Annotated in this window: 20 protein-coding genes and 1 pseudogene; 11 read left to right on the forward strand and 10 right to left on the reverse strand. The window is 61.9% G+C overall.

Annotated elements, in window-relative coordinates:
- The first annotated feature begins 53 nt into the window (after nt 1-53).
- The gene (locus HK439_RS02160) at nt 54-1034 is read left to right on the forward strand and encodes a polysaccharide deacetylase family protein (RefSeq protein ID WP_209011501.1); all 981 of its coding nucleotides are present in this window, start codon (nt 54-56) and stop codon (nt 1032-1034) included.
- Between the two features lie 15 nt (nt 1035-1049).
- Here the strand turns inward: HK439_RS02160 and HK439_RS02165 are convergent, their stop codons facing one another.
- A complete protein-coding gene (locus tag HK439_RS02165) occupies nt 1050-1265 on the reverse strand; it encodes a DUF2842 domain-containing protein (protein ID WP_190289714.1) in 216 nt (71 codons plus the stop codon).
- Between the two features lie 132 nt (nt 1266-1397).
- On the opposite strand from HK439_RS02165, the gene HK439_RS02170 reads away from it, so the two are divergent.
- A complete protein-coding gene (locus HK439_RS02170) occupies nt 1398-2483 on the forward strand; it encodes a COX15/CtaA family protein (RefSeq protein WP_190289715.1) in 1086 nt (361 codons plus the stop codon).
- A gap of 74 nt (nt 2484-2557) precedes the next feature.
- On the opposite strand, the gene HK439_RS02175 is transcribed toward HK439_RS02170, so the two are convergent.
- The 4 genes and pseudogenes from HK439_RS02175 to HK439_RS02190 all read right to left on the reverse strand — a co-directional run bounded on the left by HK439_RS02175 (nt 2558) and on the right by HK439_RS02190 (nt 5942).
- Nucleotides 2558-3838: an O-acetylhomoserine aminocarboxypropyltransferase gene (locus HK439_RS02175; RefSeq protein WP_190289716.1), complete on the reverse strand. Its 1281-nt coding sequence runs from the start codon at nt 3836-3838 to the stop codon at nt 2558-2560.
- A 172-nt stretch (nt 3839-4010) separates the two neighbouring features.
- Nucleotides 4011-4541: a CoA-binding protein gene (locus tag HK439_RS02180; protein ID WP_190289717.1), complete on the reverse strand. Its 531-nt coding sequence runs from the start codon at nt 4539-4541 to the stop codon at nt 4011-4013.
- 5 nt (nt 4542-4546) lie between these two features.
- Nucleotides 4547-5374, reverse strand: a complete 828-nt coding sequence (locus HK439_RS02185) for an enoyl-CoA hydratase (protein ID WP_190289718.1) — start codon at nt 5372-5374, stop codon at nt 4547-4549.
- A gap of 109 nt (nt 5375-5483) precedes the next feature.
- A pseudogene (locus HK439_RS02190) lies at nt 5484-5942 on the reverse strand (Lrp/AsnC family transcriptional regulator).
- A 135-nt stretch (nt 5943-6077) separates the two neighbouring features.
- Here HK439_RS02190 and HK439_RS02195 point away from each other — a divergent pair.
- Nucleotides 6078-9500: an indolepyruvate ferredoxin oxidoreductase family protein gene (locus tag HK439_RS02195; protein ID WP_190289719.1), complete on the forward strand. Its 3423-nt coding sequence runs from the start codon at nt 6078-6080 to the stop codon at nt 9498-9500.
- A 60-nt stretch (nt 9501-9560) separates the two neighbouring features.
- Here the strand turns inward: HK439_RS02195 and HK439_RS02200 are convergent, their stop codons facing one another.
- Nucleotides 9561-9890, reverse strand: coding sequence for a DUF3088 domain-containing protein (locus HK439_RS02200; RefSeq protein WP_190289720.1), 330 nt, complete (start codon nt 9888-9890; stop codon nt 9561-9563).
- Nucleotides 9891-10053: 163 nt separating this feature from the next.
- On the opposite strand from HK439_RS02200, the gene HK439_RS02205 reads away from it, so the two are divergent.
- Nucleotides 10054-10479: a PaaI family thioesterase gene (locus HK439_RS02205; RefSeq protein WP_190289721.1), complete on the forward strand. Its 426-nt coding sequence runs from the start codon at nt 10054-10056 to the stop codon at nt 10477-10479.
- A gap of 24 nt (nt 10480-10503) precedes the next feature.
- Here the strand turns inward: HK439_RS02205 and HK439_RS02210 are convergent, their stop codons facing one another.
- Complete coding sequence (locus tag HK439_RS02210; protein ID WP_190289722.1) at nt 10504-10836, reverse strand: hypothetical protein; 333 nt, start codon at nt 10834-10836, stop codon at nt 10504-10506.
- A 479-nt stretch (nt 10837-11315) separates the two neighbouring features.
- On the opposite strand from HK439_RS02210, the gene rplM reads away from it, so the two are divergent.
- The 3 genes from rplM to speB all read left to right on the forward strand — a co-directional run bounded on the left by rplM (nt 11316) and on the right by speB (nt 13412).
- A complete protein-coding gene (gene rplM / locus HK439_RS02215) occupies nt 11316-11783 on the forward strand; it encodes a 50S ribosomal protein L13 (protein ID WP_190289723.1) in 468 nt (155 codons plus the stop codon).
- A 2-nt stretch (nt 11784-11785) separates the two neighbouring features.
- Nucleotides 11786-12262, forward strand: coding sequence for a 30S ribosomal protein S9 (gene rpsI / locus HK439_RS02220; RefSeq protein ID WP_190289724.1), 477 nt, complete (start codon nt 11786-11788; stop codon nt 12260-12262).
- Between the two features lie 184 nt (nt 12263-12446).
- Nucleotides 12447-13412, forward strand: a complete 966-nt coding sequence (gene speB, locus HK439_RS02225; RefSeq protein ID WP_190289725.1) for an agmatinase — start codon at nt 12447-12449, stop codon at nt 13410-13412.
- Nucleotides 13413-13434: 22 nt separating this feature from the next.
- Here the strand turns inward: speB and HK439_RS02230 are convergent, their stop codons facing one another.
- The 3 genes from HK439_RS02230 to HK439_RS02240 all read right to left on the reverse strand — a co-directional run bounded on the left by HK439_RS02230 (nt 13435) and on the right by HK439_RS02240 (nt 17341).
- Nucleotides 13435-14655 (reverse strand): glutaredoxin family protein, encoded by a 1221-nt coding sequence (locus tag HK439_RS02230; protein ID WP_190289726.1) that lies wholly within the window; start codon nt 14653-14655, stop codon nt 13435-13437.
- A 93-nt stretch (nt 14656-14748) separates the two neighbouring features.
- Complete coding sequence (locus HK439_RS02235; protein ID WP_209011502.1) at nt 14749-15276, reverse strand: DUF6653 family protein; 528 nt, start codon at nt 15274-15276, stop codon at nt 14749-14751.
- 259 nt (nt 15277-15535) lie between these two features.
- On the reverse strand, nt 15536-17341 hold the full coding sequence (locus HK439_RS02240; RefSeq protein ID WP_190289727.1) for a PHA/PHB synthase family protein: 1806 nt from the start codon (nt 17339-17341) through the stop codon (nt 15536-15538).
- 182 nt (nt 17342-17523) lie between these two features.
- Between HK439_RS02240 and HK439_RS02245 the strand changes: the two genes are divergently transcribed.
- From HK439_RS02245 to glpX, 4 genes are all read left to right on the forward strand, one after another.
- Nucleotides 17524-17844 carry a hypothetical protein gene (locus tag HK439_RS02245; protein ID WP_190289728.1) on the forward strand — a complete coding sequence of 107 codons (321 nt, stop codon included), beginning with the start codon at nt 17524-17526 and terminating at the stop codon, nt 17842-17844.
- Between the two features lie 124 nt (nt 17845-17968).
- Nucleotides 17969-19186 carry an LL-diaminopimelate aminotransferase gene (locus HK439_RS02250; protein WP_190289729.1) on the forward strand — a complete coding sequence of 406 codons (1218 nt, stop codon included), beginning with the start codon at nt 17969-17971 and terminating at the stop codon, nt 19184-19186.
- A gap of 29 nt (nt 19187-19215) precedes the next feature.
- Nucleotides 19216-20541: a homoserine dehydrogenase gene (locus HK439_RS02255; RefSeq protein WP_190289730.1), complete on the forward strand. Its 1326-nt coding sequence runs from the start codon at nt 19216-19218 to the stop codon at nt 20539-20541.
- A 64-nt stretch (nt 20542-20605) separates the two neighbouring features.
- Nucleotides 20606-21601 (forward strand): class II fructose-bisphosphatase, encoded by a 996-nt coding sequence (glpX, locus tag HK439_RS02260; protein ID WP_190289731.1) that lies wholly within the window; start codon nt 20606-20608, stop codon nt 21599-21601.
- The last annotated feature ends 48 nt before the right edge of the window (nt 21602-21649 follow it).

The raw sequence follows: 21649 nt of genomic DNA on the forward strand, positions 1-21649 counted from the left end.
AGCTATACAAGGCGGCGTTTCAGGTTCTGCAGCGAAGCGGACTGGGACAAGCCATGGCGCCCATAACCCAGGGATGTGGTGCGATATTCATGCTGCATCGGGTCAAATCCGCAAGTGCCGATCCGTTTCAGCCCAACAGCCATCTGGAAATCGAACCGGAATTCCTGCGCAAGGCGGTCGCCCATATCCGCCGGAACGGCTACGAGATCATCTCCATCGACGAGGCGGTGGACCTGTTGAAATCGGGCTATGGCCGCAAGCGCTACGCGGTGCTGACCTTCGATGACGGCTACCGGGACAACCTGGAGGTCGCCTATCCGCTGCTGCGGGAGCTGAACGCGCCGTTCATCGTCTACGTGGCGAGCGGCCTGATCGACCGGACGGCGGAAATCTGGTGGACCGCTCTGGAGCGGATCATCGCGGCGAATGACGAAATTCACCTGACCGGCGACAATGGCGGCGCGGGAATATCCTGCCGGACGACGGAAGAAAAAATTCTTTGCTACAACAAGATGTGTGCGTTCCTGACCAGGGAGGTCAGCGAGGTCGAGCAAAGGGCGATCATTCGCAGACTGGCAGAAAAATACGGCCTCGACCTGACCGGACTTGCCGATGAGCTGATGATGAACTGGGACGAGGTGCGTCAACTGGCCAGCGATCCGCTCGTGACCATCGGCGCCCACACCCACAATCATTATGCGATCGCGCGCCTTGGCGAGGCCGAAGCCCTTGCGGATATCGACAAGGGCGTCGTCCGGCTGGAGCAGGAACTCGGCCGCCGGCCGAAGCATTTCGCCTATCCCTACGGATATGCCCAGGCGGTGAGCGCGCGCGATGCGTCCCTTCTCAGGGAGTACGGCTTCAGTTCTGCGGTGACCACTTTCCCCGGCGTTTTGAAATCGGTCAATGCCCGCGATCCGATGATGTTGCCGCGCGTGTCCCTGAACGGGCACTTCCAGGACGGCTACATCATCGATCAGTATCTGACCGGTGCGCCTTTCGCGCTCTACAAATCCCTGAAGTGGCTTCGCTGACCCTCAGCTTCAGCCTCAGCCCTTCGCTCTGTCGGGCTTCTGCATCCATGAAATGATCGCGCCTGCCGGGATCACCCAGATCAGTCCGGCAATGGCGTAATAGATGAACTTCACCAGAATGGATGACTGCTGGAGGCTCATGTCGCCGATCACCATTGCGACGAAGGCGTAGACCACCACAAAAATCACCAGGGCAACCATGCCGACGAATTTCCGGAAAGAGGGAACCATTCCTGCTGACCTTTTCAGTGACCCGTATACCGATCGCGCTTGGTATAAAGTGTCGCAATTTGCTGCGGCGGGTTGCCGCTTTCCGTCTGCACCTATATCTCCTCCGGTCAAAGGTCAAATCCGGGAGTCCTCATGACTGCGTCTCTTTCCTCCTTCGCGGGCTTTTCGGCCGATGACATGGCCATCCGCCGCAATCGCGCGATGATCCGGTGGTGGCTCTATCTCGTCTGTTTTCTCGTTCTGGCGATGGTGGTTGTCGGAGGCGCGACGCGGCTGACGGAATCGGGTCTGTCGATCACCGAATGGAAGCCGATCCACGGGGTGATTCCGCCGCTCAGCGATGGGGAGTGGCAGGAAGAGTTCGAAAAATACCAGCAGATCCCGGAATACAAGATCATCAACAAGGGCATGTCGCTGGAGGAATTCAAGTTCATCTTCTGGTGGGAGTGGTCGCACCGGCTGCTCGGACGCCTGATCGGCGTCATCTTCTTCGTCCCCATGGTCGTGTTCTGGGTTCGCGGCCAGATCGAGCCCTGGCTCAAGCCGCGACTGGTGTTCGGCCTGTTTCTGGGCGGGCTGCAAGGGGCGATCGGCTGGTGGATGGTGGCCTCCGGACTGGTCGATCGGACCGATGTCAGCCAGTACCGGCTGGCGATTCACCTGACGACGGCCTGTTTCATCTTCGCCTATCTGTTCTTCATCGCCCGTCGCCTGAAACCGCGCGAAGGGGTGGCAGTCGAAGAACAGGCCGCTCTTGCGGGGTTCGGTCGCATGGTTCTTGTGCTCGTGTTCCTGCAGATTTTCCTGGGCGGGCTCGTTGCCGGACTGAACGCCGGACTGACCTTCAACACCTGGCCGCTGATGGACGGGCAGATCATTCCGCACGGTCTGTTCGCCATGTCGCCGGCCTGGCTTAACTTCTTCGAAAACGTGATGACCGTGCAGTTCCAGCACCGCACGACCGCCTACATCCTGATTGCCGCCGTCATCTATCTGCTCGTCAGGACGCGTCGGGTTTCCAGGTCGGCCCGGATCCTGCGGCCGGCATATCATCTCGCCGGCTTCGTCCTGCTGCAGGCGCTGTTCGGCATCCTGACGCTGCTTTATCAGGTGCCGCTGGACCTTGCGCTGACCCACCAGGCCTTCGCGGTCATCGTGCTCGCCGGCGCGGTCGACTACATGGCGTCGCTCAGGGGCAGTTATCCGGTAAAGGAATAAGTGCAGGCTTTATTCCGGACATTAAAAAAGCCCGCCGGGTTTGGCGGGCTTTTCCGTTTCAGAATCCGCTTCGATCAGGAATTCAGGGCCTGATCGAGATCGGCGATGATGTCTTCCGCGTCTTCCAGCCCGACGGAAATGCGGACCACGTCCGGCCCGGCGCCTGCCGTCGTCTTCTGCTCGTCGGAGAGCTGGCGGTGGGTGGTGGACGCCGGGTGGATGATCAGGCTGCGGGTGTCGCCGATGTTGGCGAGGTGGGAAAACAGCTCCACGTTGGAGACGAGTTTCACGCCTGCGTCATAGCCGCCTTCCACGCCGAAGGTGAAGACCGCACCGGCCCCCTTGGGCATGTATTTCTTCTGCAGTTCGTGGTGCTTGTCGTCCGGCAGGGCTGCATAGGACACCCAGCTGACCTTGGGGTGGGCCGCAAGGTGCAGGGCAACCTTCTTGGCGTTGTCGCAGTGGCGCTGCATCCGGAGCGGCAGGGTTTCGATGCCGGTCAGGATCATGAAGGAGTTGAACGGCGAGATCGCCGGACCGAGATCGCGCAGGCCGAGCACCCGGCAGGCGATGGCGAAGGCGAAATTGCCGAAGGTCTCGTGCAGCACGATGCCCTGATATTCCGGACGCGGCGTGGACAGCAGCGGGTAGCGGTCGTCCGCCGACCAGTCGAACGTGCCACCGTCGACGATGATGCCGCCCATGGAGTTGCCGTGGCCGCCCATGAACTTGGTCAGGGAATGGACCACGATGTCGGCGCCGTGTTCGATCGGCCGGCACAGATAGGGGGTCGCCATGGTGTTGTCGACCACCAGCGGGATCCGCTTGGCCTTGGCGATCTGGGCAATGGCCTCGATATCAACAATGATGCCGCCCGGATTGGCAAGGCTTTCGATGAAGATCGCCTTGGTGTTGGCGTCGACCGCGGCCTCGAAACTGGCGAGATTGGCCGGATCCGCCCATTTGACCTCCCAGCCGAAACTCTTGAAGGAGTGATTGAGCTGGTTGATCGACCCGCCGTAGAGCTTGTTCGCCGCAACGATGTTGTCGCCCGGCTGCATCATGGTGTGGAAGCACAGAAGCTGGGCGGAGTGGCCCGAGGCCGTGGCAAGCGCCGCCGTTCCGCCTTCAAGGGCTGCCACCCGTTCTTCCAGCACGGCCGTCGTCGGGTTGGTGATGCGGGTGTAGATGTTGCCGAAGGCCTGCAGGCCGAAGAGCGAGGCAGCGTGATCGACATCGTCGAAAACAAAGGACGTCGTCTGGTAGATCGGCGTCGCGCGGGCACCTGTCGCCGGATCGGGCTGAGCGCCCGCATGAATTGCCAGTGTCGAAAACCCGGGTATTCCTTCACTCATGATAGCCTCCACTCCTGTAATTTCCGCGCATACTGGCCGAAGCATACGTTAGCGTCAAAGGAAACCTATAGGTTGAAATGCTACTTTTTTTGGTTGTGTCTGTACTTTGCGGGAAATGCGCAGAAACGCTTCGGTTTCCAAAGGCCGGTCCATCCCTCAACCGGCAAAGGTCCTAGGTCCCGCCGCCCGGTTTCAGGCCTCTGTGCTGAAATCCGCTTTTCAGCGTCGGGCGTTTCGCCGACAGGGTCCGGGAATTGACGCCGGCCCAGCCGATTTCGCCCGACAACCGGCCGTATTCGATCTTCGGGCAGCGGTCCATGACCACCTTGATACCGGCGTCCTCGGCCTTTTTCGCCGCCGCGTCGTTGCGGACGGTGAGCTGCATCCAGATCACCTTCGGCAGGCGGCCTGACGCGATGATATCGTCGACGATCTGTCCGGCGGCTTCCGAATTCCGGAAGATGTCGACCATGTCCGGTGGTTCGGCAAGATCGGCAAGCGAGGCGTAGACGGTCTGGCCGAGGATCTCCTTGCCTGCCAGCCCCGGATTGACCGGCCAGACGTCATAGCCTTTCGCCAGCAGGTATTTCAGGACGAAATAGGAGGGCCGCACATTGTTGGCGCTGGCGCCGACCATGGCGACGGTCTTCACCTCATCGAGGATGTCCTTGATGTAGGCGTCGGAATACTGATCGTGGTTCATGGATTTTAGCTATCCGTCCATTCCGGCTTGCGCTTCTGCAGAAAAGCGCCGATGCCTTCTTCCGCGTCGCGGGCCATCATGTTTTCCACCATGACACTGGCCGCATGGTCGTAGGCTTCCGAAAGCGGCATTTCGAGCTGCTGGTAGAAGGCTTCCTTGCCGACCTTGACCGTATAGGCCGATTTCGAGGCGATGGTCTCGGCGTATTTCTGCACCACCTGTTCCAGATAGTCGGCCGGCACGATCCGGTTGATCAGGCCGAAGTCCTTGGCGGTCGATGCGTCGATGCTCTCGCCGGTCAGAAGCATTTCCATGGCCTGCTTGCGCGAGACGTTGCGCGACAGGGCGACCATGGGCGTGGAGCAGAACAGACCGATGTTGACGCCCGGTGTGCAGAAGGTCGCCGTATCGGTGGCAATCGCAAGGTCGCAGGAGGCCACAAGCTGGCAGCCGGCGGCGGTTGCCACGCCGGTGACAACGGCGATCACCGGCTTTGGATGGCGCACGATCTGCTGCATCAGGGCCGAGCACTGGCGCATGATGTGTTCGTAGGTGCCACGTCCGCGGTCGGCTTCGGCGCGGGCCGCGGTCAGTTCCTTCAGGTCGTGGCCGGCGCAGAAGACCTTGCCCTCGGCGCCGAGCAGGATCACGCGGACGTCCTTGTTTTCCTCCGCCCTGGTCAGTTCTTCCGACAGCGCGGTCATCATCTCCCTGGAAAGCGCGTTCATCCGCTCCGGACGCTGCATGACGATCCGGTAGACGCCTTCGTGCAACAGGGTTGAGAGAAGCGGCCTTTCGGTCGGGCTGCTGGAAGCGGCTGCTGCGTCGGACATGGATTTGATCCCTGAAGTTTCTGTCTTTCCGGTCTTATAGCCGATCCGGGCGGGGCGGCGATAGCCGGGAGACGACATTCGGACGGATGGAGAACGGCATTTTACGTCTTTACAGTTCCACCGACGGCGCGCGTTTGATTTCCTTCAGGACCACGTTCGTCTGCGCGCCTCTGACCGCCGGCAGGCGGAACAGGAAGTCGTCGAGGAAGCGGTTGTAGGCGTCGATGTCGGTGCAAACCACGCGCAGATGATAGTCGGCCTAGCCTGTCGTCGCGTGGCAGTCCTGGACCTCCCTGCGGCCGGCGACGGCGCGGATGAAGGCGGCGATGGCGTCCGGGTCGTGGCGGGCAAGCTGCACGTGGACGATGGCGTGGAAGCCCATTCCCAGCTGTTTCGGCTGCAGGATGGCGCTGTAGCGTTCGATGACGCCTGCCTGTTCCAGCGCGCGTACCCGGCGCCAGCAGGCGGACGGCGACATGCCGACCTTCTCGGCAAGTTCCGCATTGGGGATGCGGCAGTCCTCCTGCAGGAGCGCCAGCAGGCGGCGGTCGCGGTCGTCGAGATCCATATGGTCAATGTTTCCGTATTCTGGATATCAATCGGATAATTCATCCATCATTTAACGGTTCTCCGTCCTTTCTGGAACCTTTTTTCGCTTTCTGTCTGGCAAAATATACCGGAGAGAGAAAAGGAGAGGGCCGTCATGCTCCAGCGTCACAGCCAGATCGGCGATTACCGGCTTAGCGATCGGTTCGAGCGCAGCGAAGGCCGGGTGTTCCTGACCGGAACCCAGGCGCTTGCGCGCATCATGTTCGATCAGGCCCGCCGCGACCGGGATCAGGGATTGAACACTGCGGGGTTCGTTTCCGGCTACCGGGGATCGCCGCTCGGCGGGCTCGACCTGGAACTGTGGCGCAACCGGGCCAAGCTGGAGCAGGACCGGATCACCTTCATGCCCGCGGTCAACGAGGACCTGGGGGCGACCGCCGTTTTGGGCGCGCAGCAGGCGGTGCTCGATCCGGATTGCGAGGTCGAGGGCGTCTTTTCCATGTGGTACGGCAAGGGGCCGGGTGTCGACCGGTCCGGCGATGCGCTGCGCCACGGCAATGCCTATGGCTCGGCGCCCAAGGGCGGCGTGCTGGTGGTGGCCGGCGACGACCACGGCTGCGTTTCCTCGTCCATGCCGCATCAGTCGGACGTGGCCTTCATGACCTGGTTCATGCCGACGCTGAACCCGGCCTCGGTGGAGGAATACCTGGAATTCGGCGAATACGGTTTCGCCCTGTCGCGGTTTTCCGGCACCTGGGTGGGCTTCAAGGCGATTTCGGAGACGGTGGAATCCGGACGTTCGGTGGAGCTCAAGCCGGACCGGCGCTTCATCATCCCTGAGTTCGATTTCCCCCCGGGCGGATTGCATGTGCGCCGCGCGGACCTACCGAGCGTCGAGATTGAGACCCGCATCGGCCATAAACTGAGGGCCGTGGAGGCCTTCGTGGAGGCCAATCCGATCGACCGGCACATCTATGAGGTGCTGGATGCGCAATTCGGCATCGTCACCACGGGCAAGGGGCATCTGGACCTGATGGAGGCATTGCGCCTGCTCGGTCTCAACGAGGCCAGATGCCGGGAACTCGGCATCGACATCTACAAGGTGGGCATGGTCTGGCCGCTGGCGCGGCGCGATGCGCTCGACTTCGTGCGCGGCAAAAAGGAAGTCCTCGTCGTTGAGGAAAAGCGCGGCATCATCGAAAGCCAGTTCAAGGAATATTTCTACGACTGGCCGGGAGACAAACCGGAGAAGATGGTCGGCAAGCACGACGCGGCCGCGACCCGCGACCTGGTGCCCTGGACCGGCGAACTGGAGCCGCTCACACTTGTTCCGATCGTCGCCGAACGGCTGGACCGGTTCTTCCCCGGTGAGGCGCTGCCGGAAAAGGCGCGCGCGCTCCTGGCGCCGCAAAAGATCGTGCTCAACACGGAAGGGGCGACGCGCACGCCCTATTTCTGCTCCGGCTGCCCGCACAACACTTCCACCAAGCTGCCGGAAGGCAGCCGCGCCGGCTCGGGCATCGGTTGCCACGTGATGGCAAGCTGGATGGACCGCAGCACCGACGGCTACGCCCAAATGGGCGGCGAGGGCGTGCCGATTGCCGTGCGCGGGATCTATAACGGCGGCCGGCACATGTTCCAGAACCTGGGCGAGGGGACCTGGTACCATTCCGGCTCGCTCGCCATCCGCCAGGCGGTCGCGGCGAAGGCCAACATCACCTACAAGATCCTCTATAACGACGCGGTCGCCATGACCGGCGGCCAGCCGGTGGACGGGCCGGTCAGCGTCGCCGGCATCGCCCAGGCCTCAAGGGCCGAAGGGGTCGAGCGCATCGCGGTGGCTTCCGACGACATTTCCAAGTTCGATCCTGCCGAGTTCCCGTTCGGCACCACATTCCACGACCGGGCAGAGCTCGACCCGCTGCAGCGGGAACTGCGCGAGGTGAAGGGCGTCAGCGTTCTCATCTACGAGCAGACCTGCGCCACGGAAAAGCGCCGGCGGCGCAAGCGCGGCAAGATGGAAGATCCTAAGCGCTTCGCCTATATCAACCCGCTGGTGTGCGAGGGCTGCGGCGACTGTTCCCTGGAAAGCAACTGCCTCAGCGTCGAACCGCGCGAGACCCGCTTCGGGCGCAAGCGCAAGATCAACCTGTCCACCTGCAACAAGGATTTTTCCTGTCTCAACGGATTCTGCCCGAGCTTCGTCACGGTGGAAGGCGGCGAACGTGCCGTTCACGAGGCTCCCGGCCTTGATCCGCTGGCGCTCGCCGCCCGGCTGCCGGAACCGGAGATGGCCGTGCTCGACGCGCCCTTCGACCTGCTGGTGGCAGGCGTCGGCGGGACCGGTATCGTGACCGTCAGTGCGCTCGTCACCATGGCGGCCCACCTGGAAGGGCTTGGGTCCAGCGTGCTCGACTTCACCGGCTTCGCGCAGAAATTCGGCACGGTGCTCGGCTATGTCCGACTGGCGGCGGCACCGGAAGACATTCACCAGGTGCGCATTGAGCAGGGCGCTGCGGATGCGGTGATCGGTTGCGACATCGTCGTCAGTTCCTCGCCCAAGGCGTCGACCCTTTACCGGCAGGGGACGAAGGTCGCGCTCAACACGGCGGAAATGCCGACCGGCGATCTGGTGCTGCGGCGCGACGCTGACCTCAAGATCGGCACCCGCGAGGCGGCGATCCGCGCCGCGGTGGGCAGCGAGAATGTCACGGCGATCGATGCCAACAGGATCGCGGAGGAACTCCTGGGCGAGCAGGTCTTCGCCAATATCATCATGCTCGGCTTCGCCTGGCAGCAGGGGCTGGTGCCGGTGAGCTGGCAGGCGCTGGACCGGGCCGTGGAGCTCAACGCCGTGCAGATCGACAAGAACCGCCGGGCGCTTGCCATCGGCCAGCTGCTGGCGGCCGAGCCTGAAGCGCTGAAGCCTTATCTGAACCGGTCGGAAGAAGAAGAACCAAGCCTTGATGATCTGATTGCGGAGCGGGCTGCGTTTCTCACCGGCTATCAGAATGGAACTTACGCGGAGCGCTACCGGAAAACCCTCTCGGTCTTCCGTTCGGCCATGCCGGACGAGTTGACGGCAATCGCAGCCAGGGCCCTGTTCAAGCTGATGGCCTACAAGGACGAATACGAGGTCGCCCGGCTGCACACCGCCATGGGCTTCGACGAGGAACTGGCGAAAACCTTCGCCGGCGACTTCAAGGTCCGCTACCACCTTGCCCCGCCGCTGCTGCCGCTCGGCAAGGATGCGCGCGGACGGCCGAACAAGCGCGCCTTCGGTCCGTGGATCCGTCCCGCGTTCAAGCTGCTTTCGGGCATGAAGGGGCTTCGCGGCACCTGGGCCGATCCCTTTGGCCACACGCACGAACGGCGGCTGAACCGCAGCCTGATCTCCTGGTACGAAGGCGTATTGGAGACGGTCGCCAAGGCCGGCGACGAAAACCGCGAGACCGTGGCGGCCCTGCTCAAGACCCCACTCGACATGCGCGGCTACGGCCCGGTCTTCGAGGCGGCCGTTGAGAAGGAACAGGCGCGGGCGGAAAAGCTTCTGGCGGACCTCGGCCACGGTGCTTGAAGGCGGGGAGGGGCAAGACTGTCTTCCCAATTAGCCTGCGATCCCCGCCTGATCAGGCTCTCACGGGTGCGGCAGGGGAAATCCGTGACGCTCCGTTAGGGCCTTCAGAATGCCGTCCTTGTCGTCGATGAAGGTCGGACGGCCGGTCACCGGATCCCGTTGATCCGACAGGACAAGAACGGGCAGGCTTTGGTTTTCGGAGCCAAGTAGGTCCGCGATTTCCGTTCTCGGTCGCGGCCAGGCAATGCGGCGGACGTCGATCCTTGTCGCGAGATCCGGGAAAGAGGCGAGCACGCCTTCCATCAGGGCGCAGTGCCAGCAATAGAATGTTGCGCCCGGATAGTCGGGATCGGAAAACCCCGGCCGTAGCAGGTAGAGCCTGTCTTTCATGCGTTCGTCCGAAGTGGTGCGGCAGCGGCAGTCTCTTCGATTCTGCGGCTCTGCGAAAGGCCAGCCACGTTCCCGCTTGCATTCGCTCATTGTTGACGTTTACGTAAATGGAAATTGCGAAAGCAAAGCGGAATCGGAACCATGTTCCGACGGGGAGGGATGAATGCAGCCGGTGATGAGTGTCGCGGAGATATCTGAGTTTCTGGACCGGGAATTCCCGCAGATCCATGCGGGCGGACGGGTCTATGCCATCGACGCGATTTCACCTGGCGAGGCGGTTGTCCGGCTTTCGGCCAACGAGATGCATCTGCGGCCCGGCGGGACGGTGTCCGGCCCGTCCATGATGGCGCTCGCCGACCTTGCGGCCTATGTGGTGATCCTCGCCCATATCGGACCGGTGGCGCTGGCGGTCACCACCAATCTCAACATCAACTTCCTGCGCAAGCCCGAGCCGGGCGACCTTGTCGCCACCTGCAAACTGTTGAAGCTCGGCAAGCGGCTGGCGGTCACCGAATGCGGCATCGGCGGGGAGGGCGAAGAAGAATACGTCGCCCACGCGACGGCAACCTATTCGGTGCCGCCGCGCTAAGCGTTCGTGTTGATGCCTGCCGTATCAGGCCGGCTGGCGCAGATGCAGCGCGCTGCGGATGACCCTCATCAGGACGTAAGCCGCCACAGACGCGCCTGCGAGAATGCCGGTTGCCAGGCCGGCATCGCTCGTGGTGCCGAACGGCAGGCCCATCGCAGTTGAATAAATCGCGATCAGGATGCCGACCACCGCGCCGGTCAGGACGACGCAGAGGAGTTGGGGAACCACGTCCCCGTTCATCCAGGCCGGCATGCGGGCCGACCGGTAGACGTCGCTGAGGATGAGATACAGGAGAATAACGGCCGCAAAGGCGGCGCCTGCCTCCACGAGGGACAGGACAGAAGAAGCGGAAACCATTTTATAGAGGGTCCACAAGGGGCAAGTGCCCGATACGCGATATGCCTTCGCGCCAAGCTTTCCGGCCGGGCCTGTGGGCGGATGCGGGGTTCGGAAACAAGGGTTTCTGAGCCTGGAATCAAGCGCCCGGTTCTTCCGTTCCGGAGCGCCTATTTTCCGCCTTGTGACAGCATTTCGGCAAGCGGAATCTTCAGCCGTTAGCGGGAATTTTCAGGTGTTTGGTGGCGGGTCAGGACGTAAGGCAATAAGGGAAGGCCAGGAAAAAGGGTAATTTCCGACCGGATTTTTGCGGTAATATAATACCGTTTTTGTAAACCATTGTTTTTGCTTTAGAAAATAAGTCGTAGCCCGAATAAACTTGCTTGACCGGCTTTTTGTGCCGGCGTATAAGCTGCGCCGACGAATGTGAAAGTCCGTCCGACGCCTTCATAAGGGGCGCGCGGGCTTTTTTGTTTCAAGACCAAGAACGGATCAAACTCATGAAGACCTTCTCTGCCAAGCCGGCTGAGGTCGAGAAAAAGTGGATCTTGATCGACGCGGAAGGCATGGTCGTCGGCCGTCTGGCTGCCTACATCGCCAACCATCTGCGCGGCAAGCATCTGCCGACCTACACGCCGCATGTCGATTGCGGTGACAACATTGTCGTCGTCAACGCCGACAAGGTGGTGTTCACCGGCCGCAAGTACGACAACAAGAAGTACTACTGGCACACCGGCCACCCGGGCGGCATCAAGGAACGCACCGCACGCGGCATCCTTGAAGGCAAGTTCCCGGAGCGCGTCCTTGAAAAGGCTGTTCAGCGCATGATGCCGGGCGGCCCGCTGTCCAACAAGCAGCTGAAGAACCTCAAGGTCTACTGCGGCCCGAACCATCCGCATGAAGCTCAGTCGCCGGTCCTGGTCGACGTCAAGAGCCTCAACGACAAGAACGACGGCAAGAGGGCTTGAATATGGCTGAGCTGCAATCCCTGGAAGAACTGGGTGGCGCTGTCGATACCGCTGCCCCCGAAGCCCCGGTCCATGTCCAGAAGCTGGACGCACAGGGCCGTGCCTATGCCACCGGCAAGCGTAAGGACGCCATCGCACGCGTCTGGGTGAAGCCCGGCACCGGCAAGATCATCGTCAACAAGAAGGACATGACCGAGTATTTCGCTCGTCCGGTCCTGCAGATGATCCTGCGCCAGCCGATCATGCTCACCGACCGTGACGGCCAGTACGACGTCATCGCCACCGTGACCGGCGGCGGTCTGTCCGGCCAGGCCGGTGCAGTGCGCCACGGCCTGTCCAAGGCTCTGACCCACTACGAGCCGGAGCTGCGCGGTATCCTGAAGAAGAACGGCTTCCTGACCCGCGACAGCCGCGTCGTCGAACGTAAGAAGTTCGGTAAGCGCAAGGCCCGCCGGTCGTTCCAGTTCTCCAAGCGTTGATCGCCGGACATACTGGTTCCCAAGTTCAAGAAACCCGCCGGAGCGATCCGGCGGGTTTTTTTGTGTCCGAAGCGTTGGGGCAGGGCCAGAAGGGGACGTAAGTTGGCGGCCCGGACGGCTTGTCCGTCCCGCCCAAACCGGCTAGGGCTTTTACTCCTCAGGTATCCGGACCGTGGAGCTATTGATGGATACGAAATCCCCCCTTCCGATCGACAACGCCTTTCTGGGCCAATCGCTGAAAGGCGGCTCCCATGAGCCGACATTTGCAGGCGCGTTGAGTTTCATGCGCCGCCGCTACTCGCGCGATCTGAACGGCGTCGATCTTGCGGTCTGGGGCATTCCCTTCGATGCGGCGGTTTCCAATCGGCCGGGCGCGCGGTTCGGCCCGCAGGGGGTGCGCCGGGCATCGGCGATCTTTTGCGGCGACCCGCAGTATCCGTTTCATTTCGATCCGTTCGAGACGCTTGCCGCGGTCGACTACGGCGACTGCGTCTTCGATTACGGCCTCCATGCGGAAATTCCGGGCCATATCGAACGGCAGGCAACCGAGATCCTGGATGCGGACGCGCATCTTTTTTCCATCGGCGGCGATCACTTCGTCACCTGGCCGCTGCTCAAGGCCCATGCGGCGAAGTTCGGCCCGCTGGCGCTCGTCCAGTTCGATGCCCATCAGGACACCTGGGACGACGACGGCGGGCGGATCGACCACGGCAGCTTTGTCGGCCGCGCGGTCCGCGACGGCATCATCGATCCGGAACGCTCCATCCAGATCGGGATCCGCACCCATGCGCCCGATACGTTCGGCATCGAGATCATCCACGGTTATGACATCGATACGCTCGGCATCCAGGGCGTGATCGAGAAGATCGAGGCCCGCACCGGCGTCGGTCCGGCCTACATGACCTACGATATCGACTGCCTCGATCCGGCCTTCGCTCCCGGTACGGGTACGCCGGTCTCCGGCGGTCTGTCGTCGCGCGAGGCGCTCGCCATCCTGCGCGGGCTTGGCGGGATCGATTTCGTCGGCGGCGATGTGGTCGAGGTGGCGCCTGCCTATGATCATGCCGATATCACCTCGATTGCCGGTGCCTCCGTGGCGCTCACCTATATCGGCCTGCTGGCAGAGCGGCGGGCGAAGCAGCCGCAGTAGCGATAATGTCCAAGAGACGGGTCTAGCGCAGGACTTCCGGATAAAACGCGAGAAGACCGCCCAGCCCGATCATCAGGAGGCCACCGGCAAGCTTGCAGAAGCCGGCGTATTTCTCGCCCGCAAACCGGTCGACGGCAAAGGCGGCGGCGAGAAAGATGGCCAGATCGTCCAGCATGAAGAACAGGACGTAAAGCAGGATGTAGAGATAGTAGGCTGGCGTCGAGACGTCCGCGACCGACAGCACATGGGTGAACAGGGCGGGCATGGCCGACGAGCAGATGAATTCGATCGAGTTCACCGCGAAGGCAAGGCCGACGATGCCGGCGAAACTCATGAGCCCCAGCGGTGAGGCGACCAGATGGCGGATCCTCAACCGGGTCTTCTGGCGGGTGTCCATGTCACCGACCGCGCAGACCAGCTGGCCGCCGCTCCTGACGAAATCCTCCAGACTGAGCGCGCCGAAATAGATGGCCGCAAGCCCGATGATCACCGTCAGGGCGTGGATATAGCCGAGAACCAGAAACACGTTCAGCCAGGCGGTCATGAACAGGAAGTAGAGGACGCCGGAGGCCAACAGGAAGGTGCCGATCAGGATGTAGATCCGGGAGCGGTCCTTCATGCCGATGATCAGAGAAATCAGATAGACCAGCACCCACATGGCGCAAGGGTTGAAACCGTCGATCACGCCGAGCACGACGGCAAGGGCCGGCAGCGACAGTTTGAACGGGTCGATTTCGCCGATGACCGGCAAGTCCAGTTTGTCCTTTTCCGGTGCCGGCTCGGAAGCCGTCCCGGGATTATCCGCGCCGTAAAGGGCCTGTTGGATCCAGTATTCGATCAGGGCGCCGGTGGTATCTGCCTCGTGGAAGCCGAGCAGGTGCCTGTCGCCGATAAAAAGCAGCGGGGTCGCGATCTGATCGGTCGGCAGGCCATGGTCCTGCATGAAGCGGACCATCAGCTCCAGTTCGTCATTCAGATTGATGTTGTGTGTGACCAGATGGAGACCGGGATACTCCGGCTTGATCTCTTCCAGGAAGGCCAGTTCCTTCCGGCAGTGCGGGCAGCCTGGCGAATAGAACACGTGAACGGTGACGCCATCGCTGGCAGGAACCGCCGTCTCGGCGGCTTGCTGTTGTGGTCCCCGTATCAGAAGAGCTGCGAGAACAACGCAGAGAACAACGAGAAGCCCGGTGCGGAACCGGTTCTGAAAGACCGTCTTCAGGAGGGCTGTGCTGCCTGCCATGCGATAGGGTCCGCCTGCCTCAATCTCATGCGTGTTATGCCATTGTCCGGCATAGCGTTACTGGGGACGTGGTTACGCGACGCAGGCGAGGCGTCAGCGTTGCAGGTTGCACGTGGTCTTGCGCTTCTGCCTGTTGTCGTTGTCCGGAACGGACGTCCAGAACCGGTAGAGCGGGTGCGCGTCGTGCATGCGTTCGTAAAGCGCCACCATGCGGTCCAGAAACACCAGTTTTCCGGCATAGGTGACGACCATTCCCGAGACCGTCAGCCACAGGTGGGTCTCGACGGCGCCGAGAACGGCGACGACAAAACCGACGCCGGCGACCAGGGACAGCAGAAGCGCCTTGTTGGCATCCTCGCGCGGTATCGGAACCAGCATGCGGTTGAGCCAGATCCGTTCGCCCAGGGTGGCCTTTGCGGCCCATGAACCCAGATAGGAGGGCGGAGAAAACAGGCGCGGATTGAGCCAGAGCCAGACGATCACCAGACCCGTGGCGAGTGCGGCAAGGCCCGCACCGATCCAGACGTGGCTCCAGATCGCCAGAAGAAGCAGGGGAAGCGTCGCCATGCGCGAATAGACGCTGAGCGGAGAGGCGTGGCGGTTCCAGACTTTCGGGGACATGCCGAGGGCCCTGATCTGCCCGGCAGGCATCGCCTGATAATGCCTCGGTCGAGGCATGGGTATCCGTTGGGCCTGCTTCATCGCATTGTCCGGTTTGTCCGCTCCGTTTTCTTGTCGGCGGATCAATCTAGCGCTTCTGCCTGTTTATCGCAATTTCCGGTAATCGGTTTTCCTGCGGGAAACATGTCGCATATTGACGCTGAAAACTCCAAACTGCCGTAGCGTCTTTGCCGGAACGCGATAAGACTGCAGTAGAGGGTCAGACCCGTGTGGCAACGTAGCTTCCCGGTGCGTCGCCGAGAATCTTCATGCGATAAGCGCCGGGTTTTCTGGCCTTGGCGAGGGTGGCGTCCTGATTGCGGATCCAGGCGTCCCAGTTGGGCCACCAGGAGCCGGGCGTTTCCGTTGCCTTCGCAAGCCAGTCCTCAAGCGTGCCCTGGGGCTTGCCGTTGGTCCAGTACTGGTACTTGCCCTTGGCCGGCGGATTGACGACGCCGGCGATATGTCCGGAGCCGGACAGGACGTATTCCACCGGTCCGCCGAAACAGCCGCAGCCGACGAAAACCGATTTGGGCGGCGCGATGTGATCTTCGCGCGTGGCGAGATTGTAGATCGGGATCTTGACCTTCTTCAGGTCGAGCTTCTGGTTGTCGATCACCATTTCGCCCTTGGAAAGCTTGTTTTCCAGGTAGCAGTTGCGCAGGTAAAACGAATGGTTGGCCGCCGGCATGCGGGTGCTGTCGGAATTCCAGTAGAGCAGGTCGAACGGGAAGGGGTCCTGGCCCTTCAGGTAGTTGTTGACCACATAGGACCAGATCAGATCGTTGGAGCGCAGCATGTTGAAGGCGGACGCCATCTTGCTGCCGTCCAGATAGCCGCGCTCGGCCATCCGCTTTTCAAGAACCTGGATCTGCTCTTCGTCGACGAAGACCTTCAGGTCGCCGGCATGGGTGAAATCGACCTGGGTGGTGAAGAAGGTCGCCGTCTTGATCCGTTCGTCGCCCTTGGCGGCCATATAGGCCAGGGTGACGGCCAGAAGCGTACCGCCGACGCAATAGCCGATTGCGTTGACTTCCTCCTGCCGGGTGGCGCGCTTGATGATATCGAGCGTGTTGAGGATGCCCTCCTTCATGTAGTGCTCGAAGCTCTTTTCAGCCTGGCGCTCGTCCGGATTGACCCAGGAGATCACGAACACCGTGTGACCCTGGTCGACCGCCCATTTGATGAAGGATTTTTCAGGCGTCAGGTCGAGGATGTAGAACTTGTTGATCCAGGGCGGCACGATCATCAGCGGCCGCTTCAGGACCTCGTCGGTCGTCGGCGAGTACTGGATCACCTGGCAGACGTCGTTTTCCGCGATCACCTTTCCCGGGGTGGTGCCGAGATTGACGCCGAGTTCGAACTTGGTCGGGTCGGTCTGGCGGATCTTCACGTCGCCGCGGCCGGCCTTGATGTCCTCCACCAGGTGCTGCATGCCCTTGACCAGGTTTGCGCCGTTGCTTTCCATGGTCAGGCGCAGGAGTTCCGGGTTGGTCAGGACGAAGTTCGACGGCGAAATCGCGTTGGAAATCTGCTTGACGTAGAACTCGGCCTTGTGCCGGGTGTGTTCATCGAGCTCTTCAGCCTCCAGCACCATGTCCTCGGCCCATTTGCTGGTGATCAGGTAAAGCTGCTTGATGAAGTCGAAGAACTGGTTCTCGTTCCAGTCCGGATCGGCGAAGCGCTTGTCGCGCGGCGGGGCGGTGACCGCAGGCGCGACGGTTTCACCCATCATCCGCTTCAGCGAGGAATTCCAGAGCTCGATATAGCCGGACCACAGGCGCGACTGGGCTTCGACGGCCCGCTGGGGATCGGAAATCCAGTATTCGCTCACCTGGGCGAGCGTCTTGATGACGCCGGTCAGTTCGTCCGTGGAGTCGTGCGTAATCTCGCCCTTCTCGCGCGGCTCGATGTATGCGGCCAGTGCCTTTCCGGCATTTTCGAGCGTCTTGGCGAGGTTTTGGGCAAAGGCTTCGGGGTTGTTGATGATATACTGCAGCATGGGATGCTGACGGTCGTCGGCCATATGCGCGCGTGTCCTCCGAACTTATCTCTTGTTGGCGCAATGAATGATTGCTTGCGCCAGTCCCCGGCATTATCAGTCATTTATGACATATATAGTGCCGTGACGTCGATTGGGAATTACAGGTGACCTGGCAAACAGTGGTGTTTCTCTTCTGTCTTGGGGGCTTCCTTACGGGATGCGCGATGAGCGATGAAACCTCGCTCGTCGGTGCCCTGAATGCGGAAGAGCTGGCTGTTACGTCTGCGGCACCCGCGGCTCAGGACCAGCCGGCGCAGACGACGGAAGCGTCTTCGGCAATAGCCGCCGTCGCAAAAGCCCCGGGTCTGACCGACGATGAGCAGCGGGCGGCGATCATGGAACACCTGAAGGCACTGGCGCTTGCCAACCAGGAACGGCCGGCCGGTTCGCTTTCGACTTCCGTTGCCGAACTGAAGCGGCTCCAGGCGACCCACGGCGATACCGCGCTGTCGGAAATTTCCGGCGCAAATACCGCGCAAAATTAGCCGGCTCGCCTCATTAGGCTGATGCGGAATTGAAATCCTGCTGCTAAAAGAGCGCAGCCGAGCGGCAGTTCGTTCGCCGGCCCGGCAGAAACGATGAGAGTTGAGGACCACGAGGACCCGCGCCATGGAGGAATTTCACAAGACACGGCGGCTTCCGCCCTATGTGTTTGAACAGGTCAACCGGCTCAAGGCGAAGGCGCGCGCGGCGGGGGCAGACATCATCGATCTCGGCATGGGCAATCCGGACCTGCCGACGCCGAAGCACATCGTCGAGAAACTGACCGAAACCGTCCAGAATCCACGCACCCACCGCTATTCCGCCTCCAAGGGCATTCCCGGATTGCGCAAGGCGCAGGCGGCCTATTACGGCCGGCGGTTCGGCGTGAAGCTCGATCCGGATACGCAGGTGGTCGCAACGCTGGGCTCCAAGGAGGGCTTTGCCAACATGGCCCAGGCGATCACCGCGCCTGGGGACGTGGTGCTGGCGCCCAATCCGAGCTATCCGATCCACACCTTCGGTTTCCTGATGGCCGGCGCCGCAATCCGTGCGATCCCCGCCGAGCCGGGGCCGGACATTTTCCATGCGCTGGAACGCGCCGTCATCCATTCGGTGCCCAAGCCGATCGCGATCATCCTGTGCTATCCGGCGAACCCGACCGCCTATTGCGCCGATCTGGACTTCTACAAGGACATTGTCGCCTTTGCGCGCAAGCACGAGATCTTCATCCTGTCGGATCTGGCCTATTCGGAGATTTATTTCACCGACACGCCGCCACCATCGGTGCTTCAGGTTCCCGGCGCCATGGATGTGACGGCGGAATTCACCTCGCTGTCCAAGACCTTCTCCATGCCGGGCTGGCGCATGGGCTTTGCCGTCGGCAACGAGCGCCTGATCGCAGCCCTTGCCCGGGTGAAATCCTATCTCGACTATGGCGCGTTCACGCCGATCCAGGTTGCAGCCGCGGCCGCGCTCAACGGGCCGGATGACTGCATCGTCGAAACGCGGGCGATCTACAAGAAGCGCCGGGACGTGGTGATCGATTCCTTCGCCCGGGCCGGATGGGAGATGCCGGCGCCGGACGCCAGCATGTTCATCTGGGCGCCGATCCCGGAGAAATTCCGGTCTCTCGGCAGTCTGGAATTTTCCAAGCTTCTTCTGGAAAAGGCGGAAGTTGCCGTTGCGCCGGGCATCGGGTTCGGCGAATACGGGGACGATTTCGTCCGCATCGGTCTCGTCGAGAATGAGCAGCGCCTGCGTCAGGCCGCGCGGAATATTCGCCGGTTCCTTGAAACCGCGGACGAAACATTGCACAACGTGGTCCCGCTCGGGGCTTCCCGCTGATTTCTGATACGAACTGGAATTCCTAAAATATGGCAGATGCTTTGAAAGTCGGGGTCGCCGGCCTTGGAACCGTAGGAGCTTCCGTGGTCCGGCTGCTCGCCATGCATGGAGACATGATCGGCCGCAAGAGCGGCCGGTCGGTGAAAGTGACTGCCGTGTGCGCGCGCGACAAGACCCGCGACCGGGGCATCGACGTCTCCGGTCTCGACTGGTTCACCGATGCGGTGGAAATGGCGGAAAAGGCTGATATCGACGTCTTCGTCGAGCTGATCGGCGGCGACAGCGGCCCGGCCGAAGTCAGTGTGCGGACGGCGCTGGCCAGCGGCAAGCACGTGGTGACCGCAAACAAGGCGTTGCTTGCCCGCCACGGTGTGGATCTGGCGAAGCTCGCCGAAGAACATGAGGTCTGCCTGAACTACGAGGCGGCGGTGGCCGGAGGCATTCCGATCGTCAAGACGCTGCGCGAATCCATGTCCGGCAACGAGATTTCGCGCGTCTACGGTATCCTGAACGGCACCTGCAATTACATTCTGACCCGGATGGAAGCCGAGGGCATCAGCTTCGAGAACTGCCTTGCCGACGCGCAGCGGCTCGGTTACGCCGAAGCCGATCCGACCTTCGACATCGAAGGCAACGATACGGCGCACAAGTTGGCCATCCTCACCAGCCTGGCCTTCGGCACGGAGATCGCCGACGACAGTATCTATATCGAGGGCATCACCTCGATCACGACGGCCGACATCCAGGCCGCGGACGAACTCGGCTACCGGATCAAGCTCCTGGGCGTGGCGCAGCGGACCGATACAGGCATCGAGCAGCGCGTGCATCCGACCATGGTTCCGAAGTCCTCCGCCATCGCGCGGATCGACGGCGTCTTGAACGCGGTGGCCGTCGACGGCGACTTTGTCGGTGAAATCGTCCTGGTCGGCCCCGGCGCCGGCGGTGAAGCAACGGCCTCCTCCGTTGTTGCCGATATCGCGGATATCGCCCGCGGCGACGAGACCCCGGTGCTCGGCATGCCGGCGAAGGACCTGAAGGAATACAAGCGGGCCCGCATGCGCCTGCACGAGGGCGGCTATTACATGCGCCTGTCCGTCTACGACCGGCCGGGAGCCTTCGCCGAAATCGCGCGCTGCATGGCCGAGGCGGGGATTTCGCTGGAGTCGATCGTTCAGCGCCGGCACCGGGCGCCGGGCGATGACGATCACAAGGCTGAGGATGTCGCGCCTCAGCCTGTCATACTTATTACCTATGAAACGACGGAAGTTGCGGTTAAAGAGGCGCTTGAAGTGATTATGTCGAAGGGCGTGGTCGCCGACAAGCCGCAGATGATCCGCATCGAAAAGCTGAAATAACAATTGCTTTATGCGGGCTGGCGCTTCGAGCGCGCCCTTAGGGACAGAGGGACTGGAGATTTTGATGTCGAAAACTGATGCCGGCGGAAGCGCAGCACTGGATCGCATTCTGACGCTTGAACTGGCACGCGTTGCCGAACGTGCCGCGGTATCGGCTGCGCGCCTGCGCGGCCATGGCGACGAAATGGCGGCCGACCAGGCGGCCGTGGATGCCATGCGGCGCGAACTGAACCGCCTGCCGATCGACGGTACCGTCGTGATCGGCGAGGGCGAACGCGACGAAGCGCCGATGCTTTATATCGGTGAGAACGTCGGCACCAAGAAGGGGCCGAAGGTCGACATCGCGCTGGATCCGCTGGAAGGCACAACCATTTGCGCCAAGAACCTGCCGAATTCCCTGGCCGTTATCGCCATGGCGCCGGCAGGCGACCTTTTGAATGCGCCGGACAGCTATATGGACAAGATTGCCATCGGGCCCGGCTATCCCGCCGGCCTGATCGATCTGGATGCGCCGATTGCCGAGAACCTGGCCGCCGTGGCCAGGGAAAAGGGCGTGAAGATCAACGAGGTTACCGCCTGTGTGCTCGACCGTCCGCGCCATGCCCGGCTGATCGAGGACATCCGCGCCACGGGCGCGGCCATCCGCCTGATCGGCGACGGTGACGTGGCCGGGGTGATCCACACCACCGATCCGGAAGAAACCGGCATCGACATCTATGCCGGCATCGGCGGAGCGCCGGAAGGCGTCCTGGCCGCCGCCGCGCTGCGTTGTATCGGCGGCCAGATGCAGACCCGCCTCGTCATCACCCGTGACGAGCAGGTGGAACGCGCCCACCGCATGGGGATCGACGACATTTCCCGCAAGTTCACTCTTGAGGAAATGGCCGGACCCGATGTGCTGTTTGCCGCCACCGGCGTGACCGACGGCAACATGCTGCAGGGCGTGCGTTTCGGCCGGAACTGCATAACGACCCATACGGTCGTCATGCGCTCGTCCACCGGCACCGTGCGTTACCTTAAGGCGCAGCACACGCAGCTGGAAAAATTCCACCTCGATTGAGGACAGGCGATTGATGTTGGGCGGACTGCTCCCGACAGGAAAGAAGAC

This window comes from Roseibium aggregatum (assembly GCF_014692675.1).
In the GTDB taxonomy this organism is placed as follows: domain Bacteria; phylum Pseudomonadota; class Alphaproteobacteria; order Rhizobiales; family Stappiaceae; genus Roseibium; species Roseibium aggregatum_C.

Excerpts from the sequence above, each read along its gene's own strand:
- HK439_RS02165 (WP_190289714.1), bottom strand. The coding sequence starts at position 1,265 with ATGGTTCCCTCTTTCCGGAAATTCGTCGGCATGGTTGCCCTGGTGATT.
- glpX (WP_190289731.1), top strand. The coding sequence starts at position 20,606 with ATGTCGAAAACTGATGCCGGCGGAAGCGCAGCACTGGATCGCATTCTG.
- HK439_RS02195 (WP_190289719.1), top strand. The coding sequence starts at position 6,078 with ATGCTCCAGCGTCACAGCCAGATCGGCGATTACCGGCTTAGCGATCGG.
- HK439_RS02240 (WP_190289727.1), bottom strand. The coding sequence starts at position 17,341 with ATGGCCGACGACCGTCAGCATCCCATGCTGCAGTATATCATCAACAAC.
- speB (WP_190289725.1), top strand. The coding sequence starts at position 12,447 with ATGGATACGAAATCCCCCCTTCCGATCGACAACGCCTTTCTGGGCCAA.
- HK439_RS02175 (WP_190289716.1), bottom strand. The coding sequence starts at position 3,838 with ATGAGTGAAGGAATACCCGGGTTTTCGACACTGGCAATTCATGCGGGC.
- rplM (WP_190289723.1), top strand. The coding sequence starts at position 11,316 with ATGAAGACCTTCTCTGCCAAGCCGGCTGAGGTCGAGAAAAAGTGGATC.
- rpsI (WP_190289724.1), top strand. The coding sequence starts at position 11,786 with ATGGCTGAGCTGCAATCCCTGGAAGAACTGGGTGGCGCTGTCGATACC.
- HK439_RS02255 (WP_190289730.1), top strand. The coding sequence starts at position 19,216 with ATGGCAGATGCTTTGAAAGTCGGGGTCGCCGGCCTTGGAACCGTAGGA.
- HK439_RS02210 (WP_190289722.1), bottom strand. The coding sequence starts at position 10,836 with ATGGTTTCCGCTTCTTCTGTCCTGTCCCTCGTGGAGGCAGGCGCCGCC.
- HK439_RS02180 (WP_190289717.1), bottom strand. The coding sequence starts at position 4,541 with ATGAACCACGATCAGTATTCCGACGCCTACATCAAGGACATCCTCGAT.
- HK439_RS02235 (WP_209011502.1), bottom strand. The coding sequence starts at position 15,276 with ATGTCCCCGAAAGTCTGGAACCGCCACGCCTCTCCGCTCAGCGTCTAT.
- HK439_RS02250 (WP_190289729.1), top strand. The coding sequence starts at position 17,969 with ATGGAGGAATTTCACAAGACACGGCGGCTTCCGCCCTATGTGTTTGAA.
- HK439_RS02245 (WP_190289728.1), top strand. The coding sequence starts at position 17,524 with ATGAGCGATGAAACCTCGCTCGTCGGTGCCCTGAATGCGGAAGAGCTG.
- HK439_RS02160 (WP_209011501.1), top strand. The coding sequence starts at position 54 with ATGGCGCCCATAACCCAGGGATGTGGTGCGATATTCATGCTGCATCGG.
- HK439_RS02205 (WP_190289721.1), top strand. The coding sequence starts at position 10,054 with ATGCAGCCGGTGATGAGTGTCGCGGAGATATCTGAGTTTCTGGACCGG.
- HK439_RS02185 (WP_190289718.1), bottom strand. The coding sequence starts at position 5,374 with ATGTCCGACGCAGCAGCCGCTTCCAGCAGCCCGACCGAAAGGCCGCTT.
- HK439_RS02200 (WP_190289720.1), bottom strand. The coding sequence starts at position 9,890 with ATGAAAGACAGGCTCTACCTGCTACGGCCGGGGTTTTCCGATCCCGAC.
- HK439_RS02170 (WP_190289715.1), top strand. The coding sequence starts at position 1,398 with ATGACTGCGTCTCTTTCCTCCTTCGCGGGCTTTTCGGCCGATGACATG.
- HK439_RS02230 (WP_190289726.1), bottom strand. The coding sequence starts at position 14,655 with ATGGCAGGCAGCACAGCCCTCCTGAAGACGGTCTTTCAGAACCGGTTC.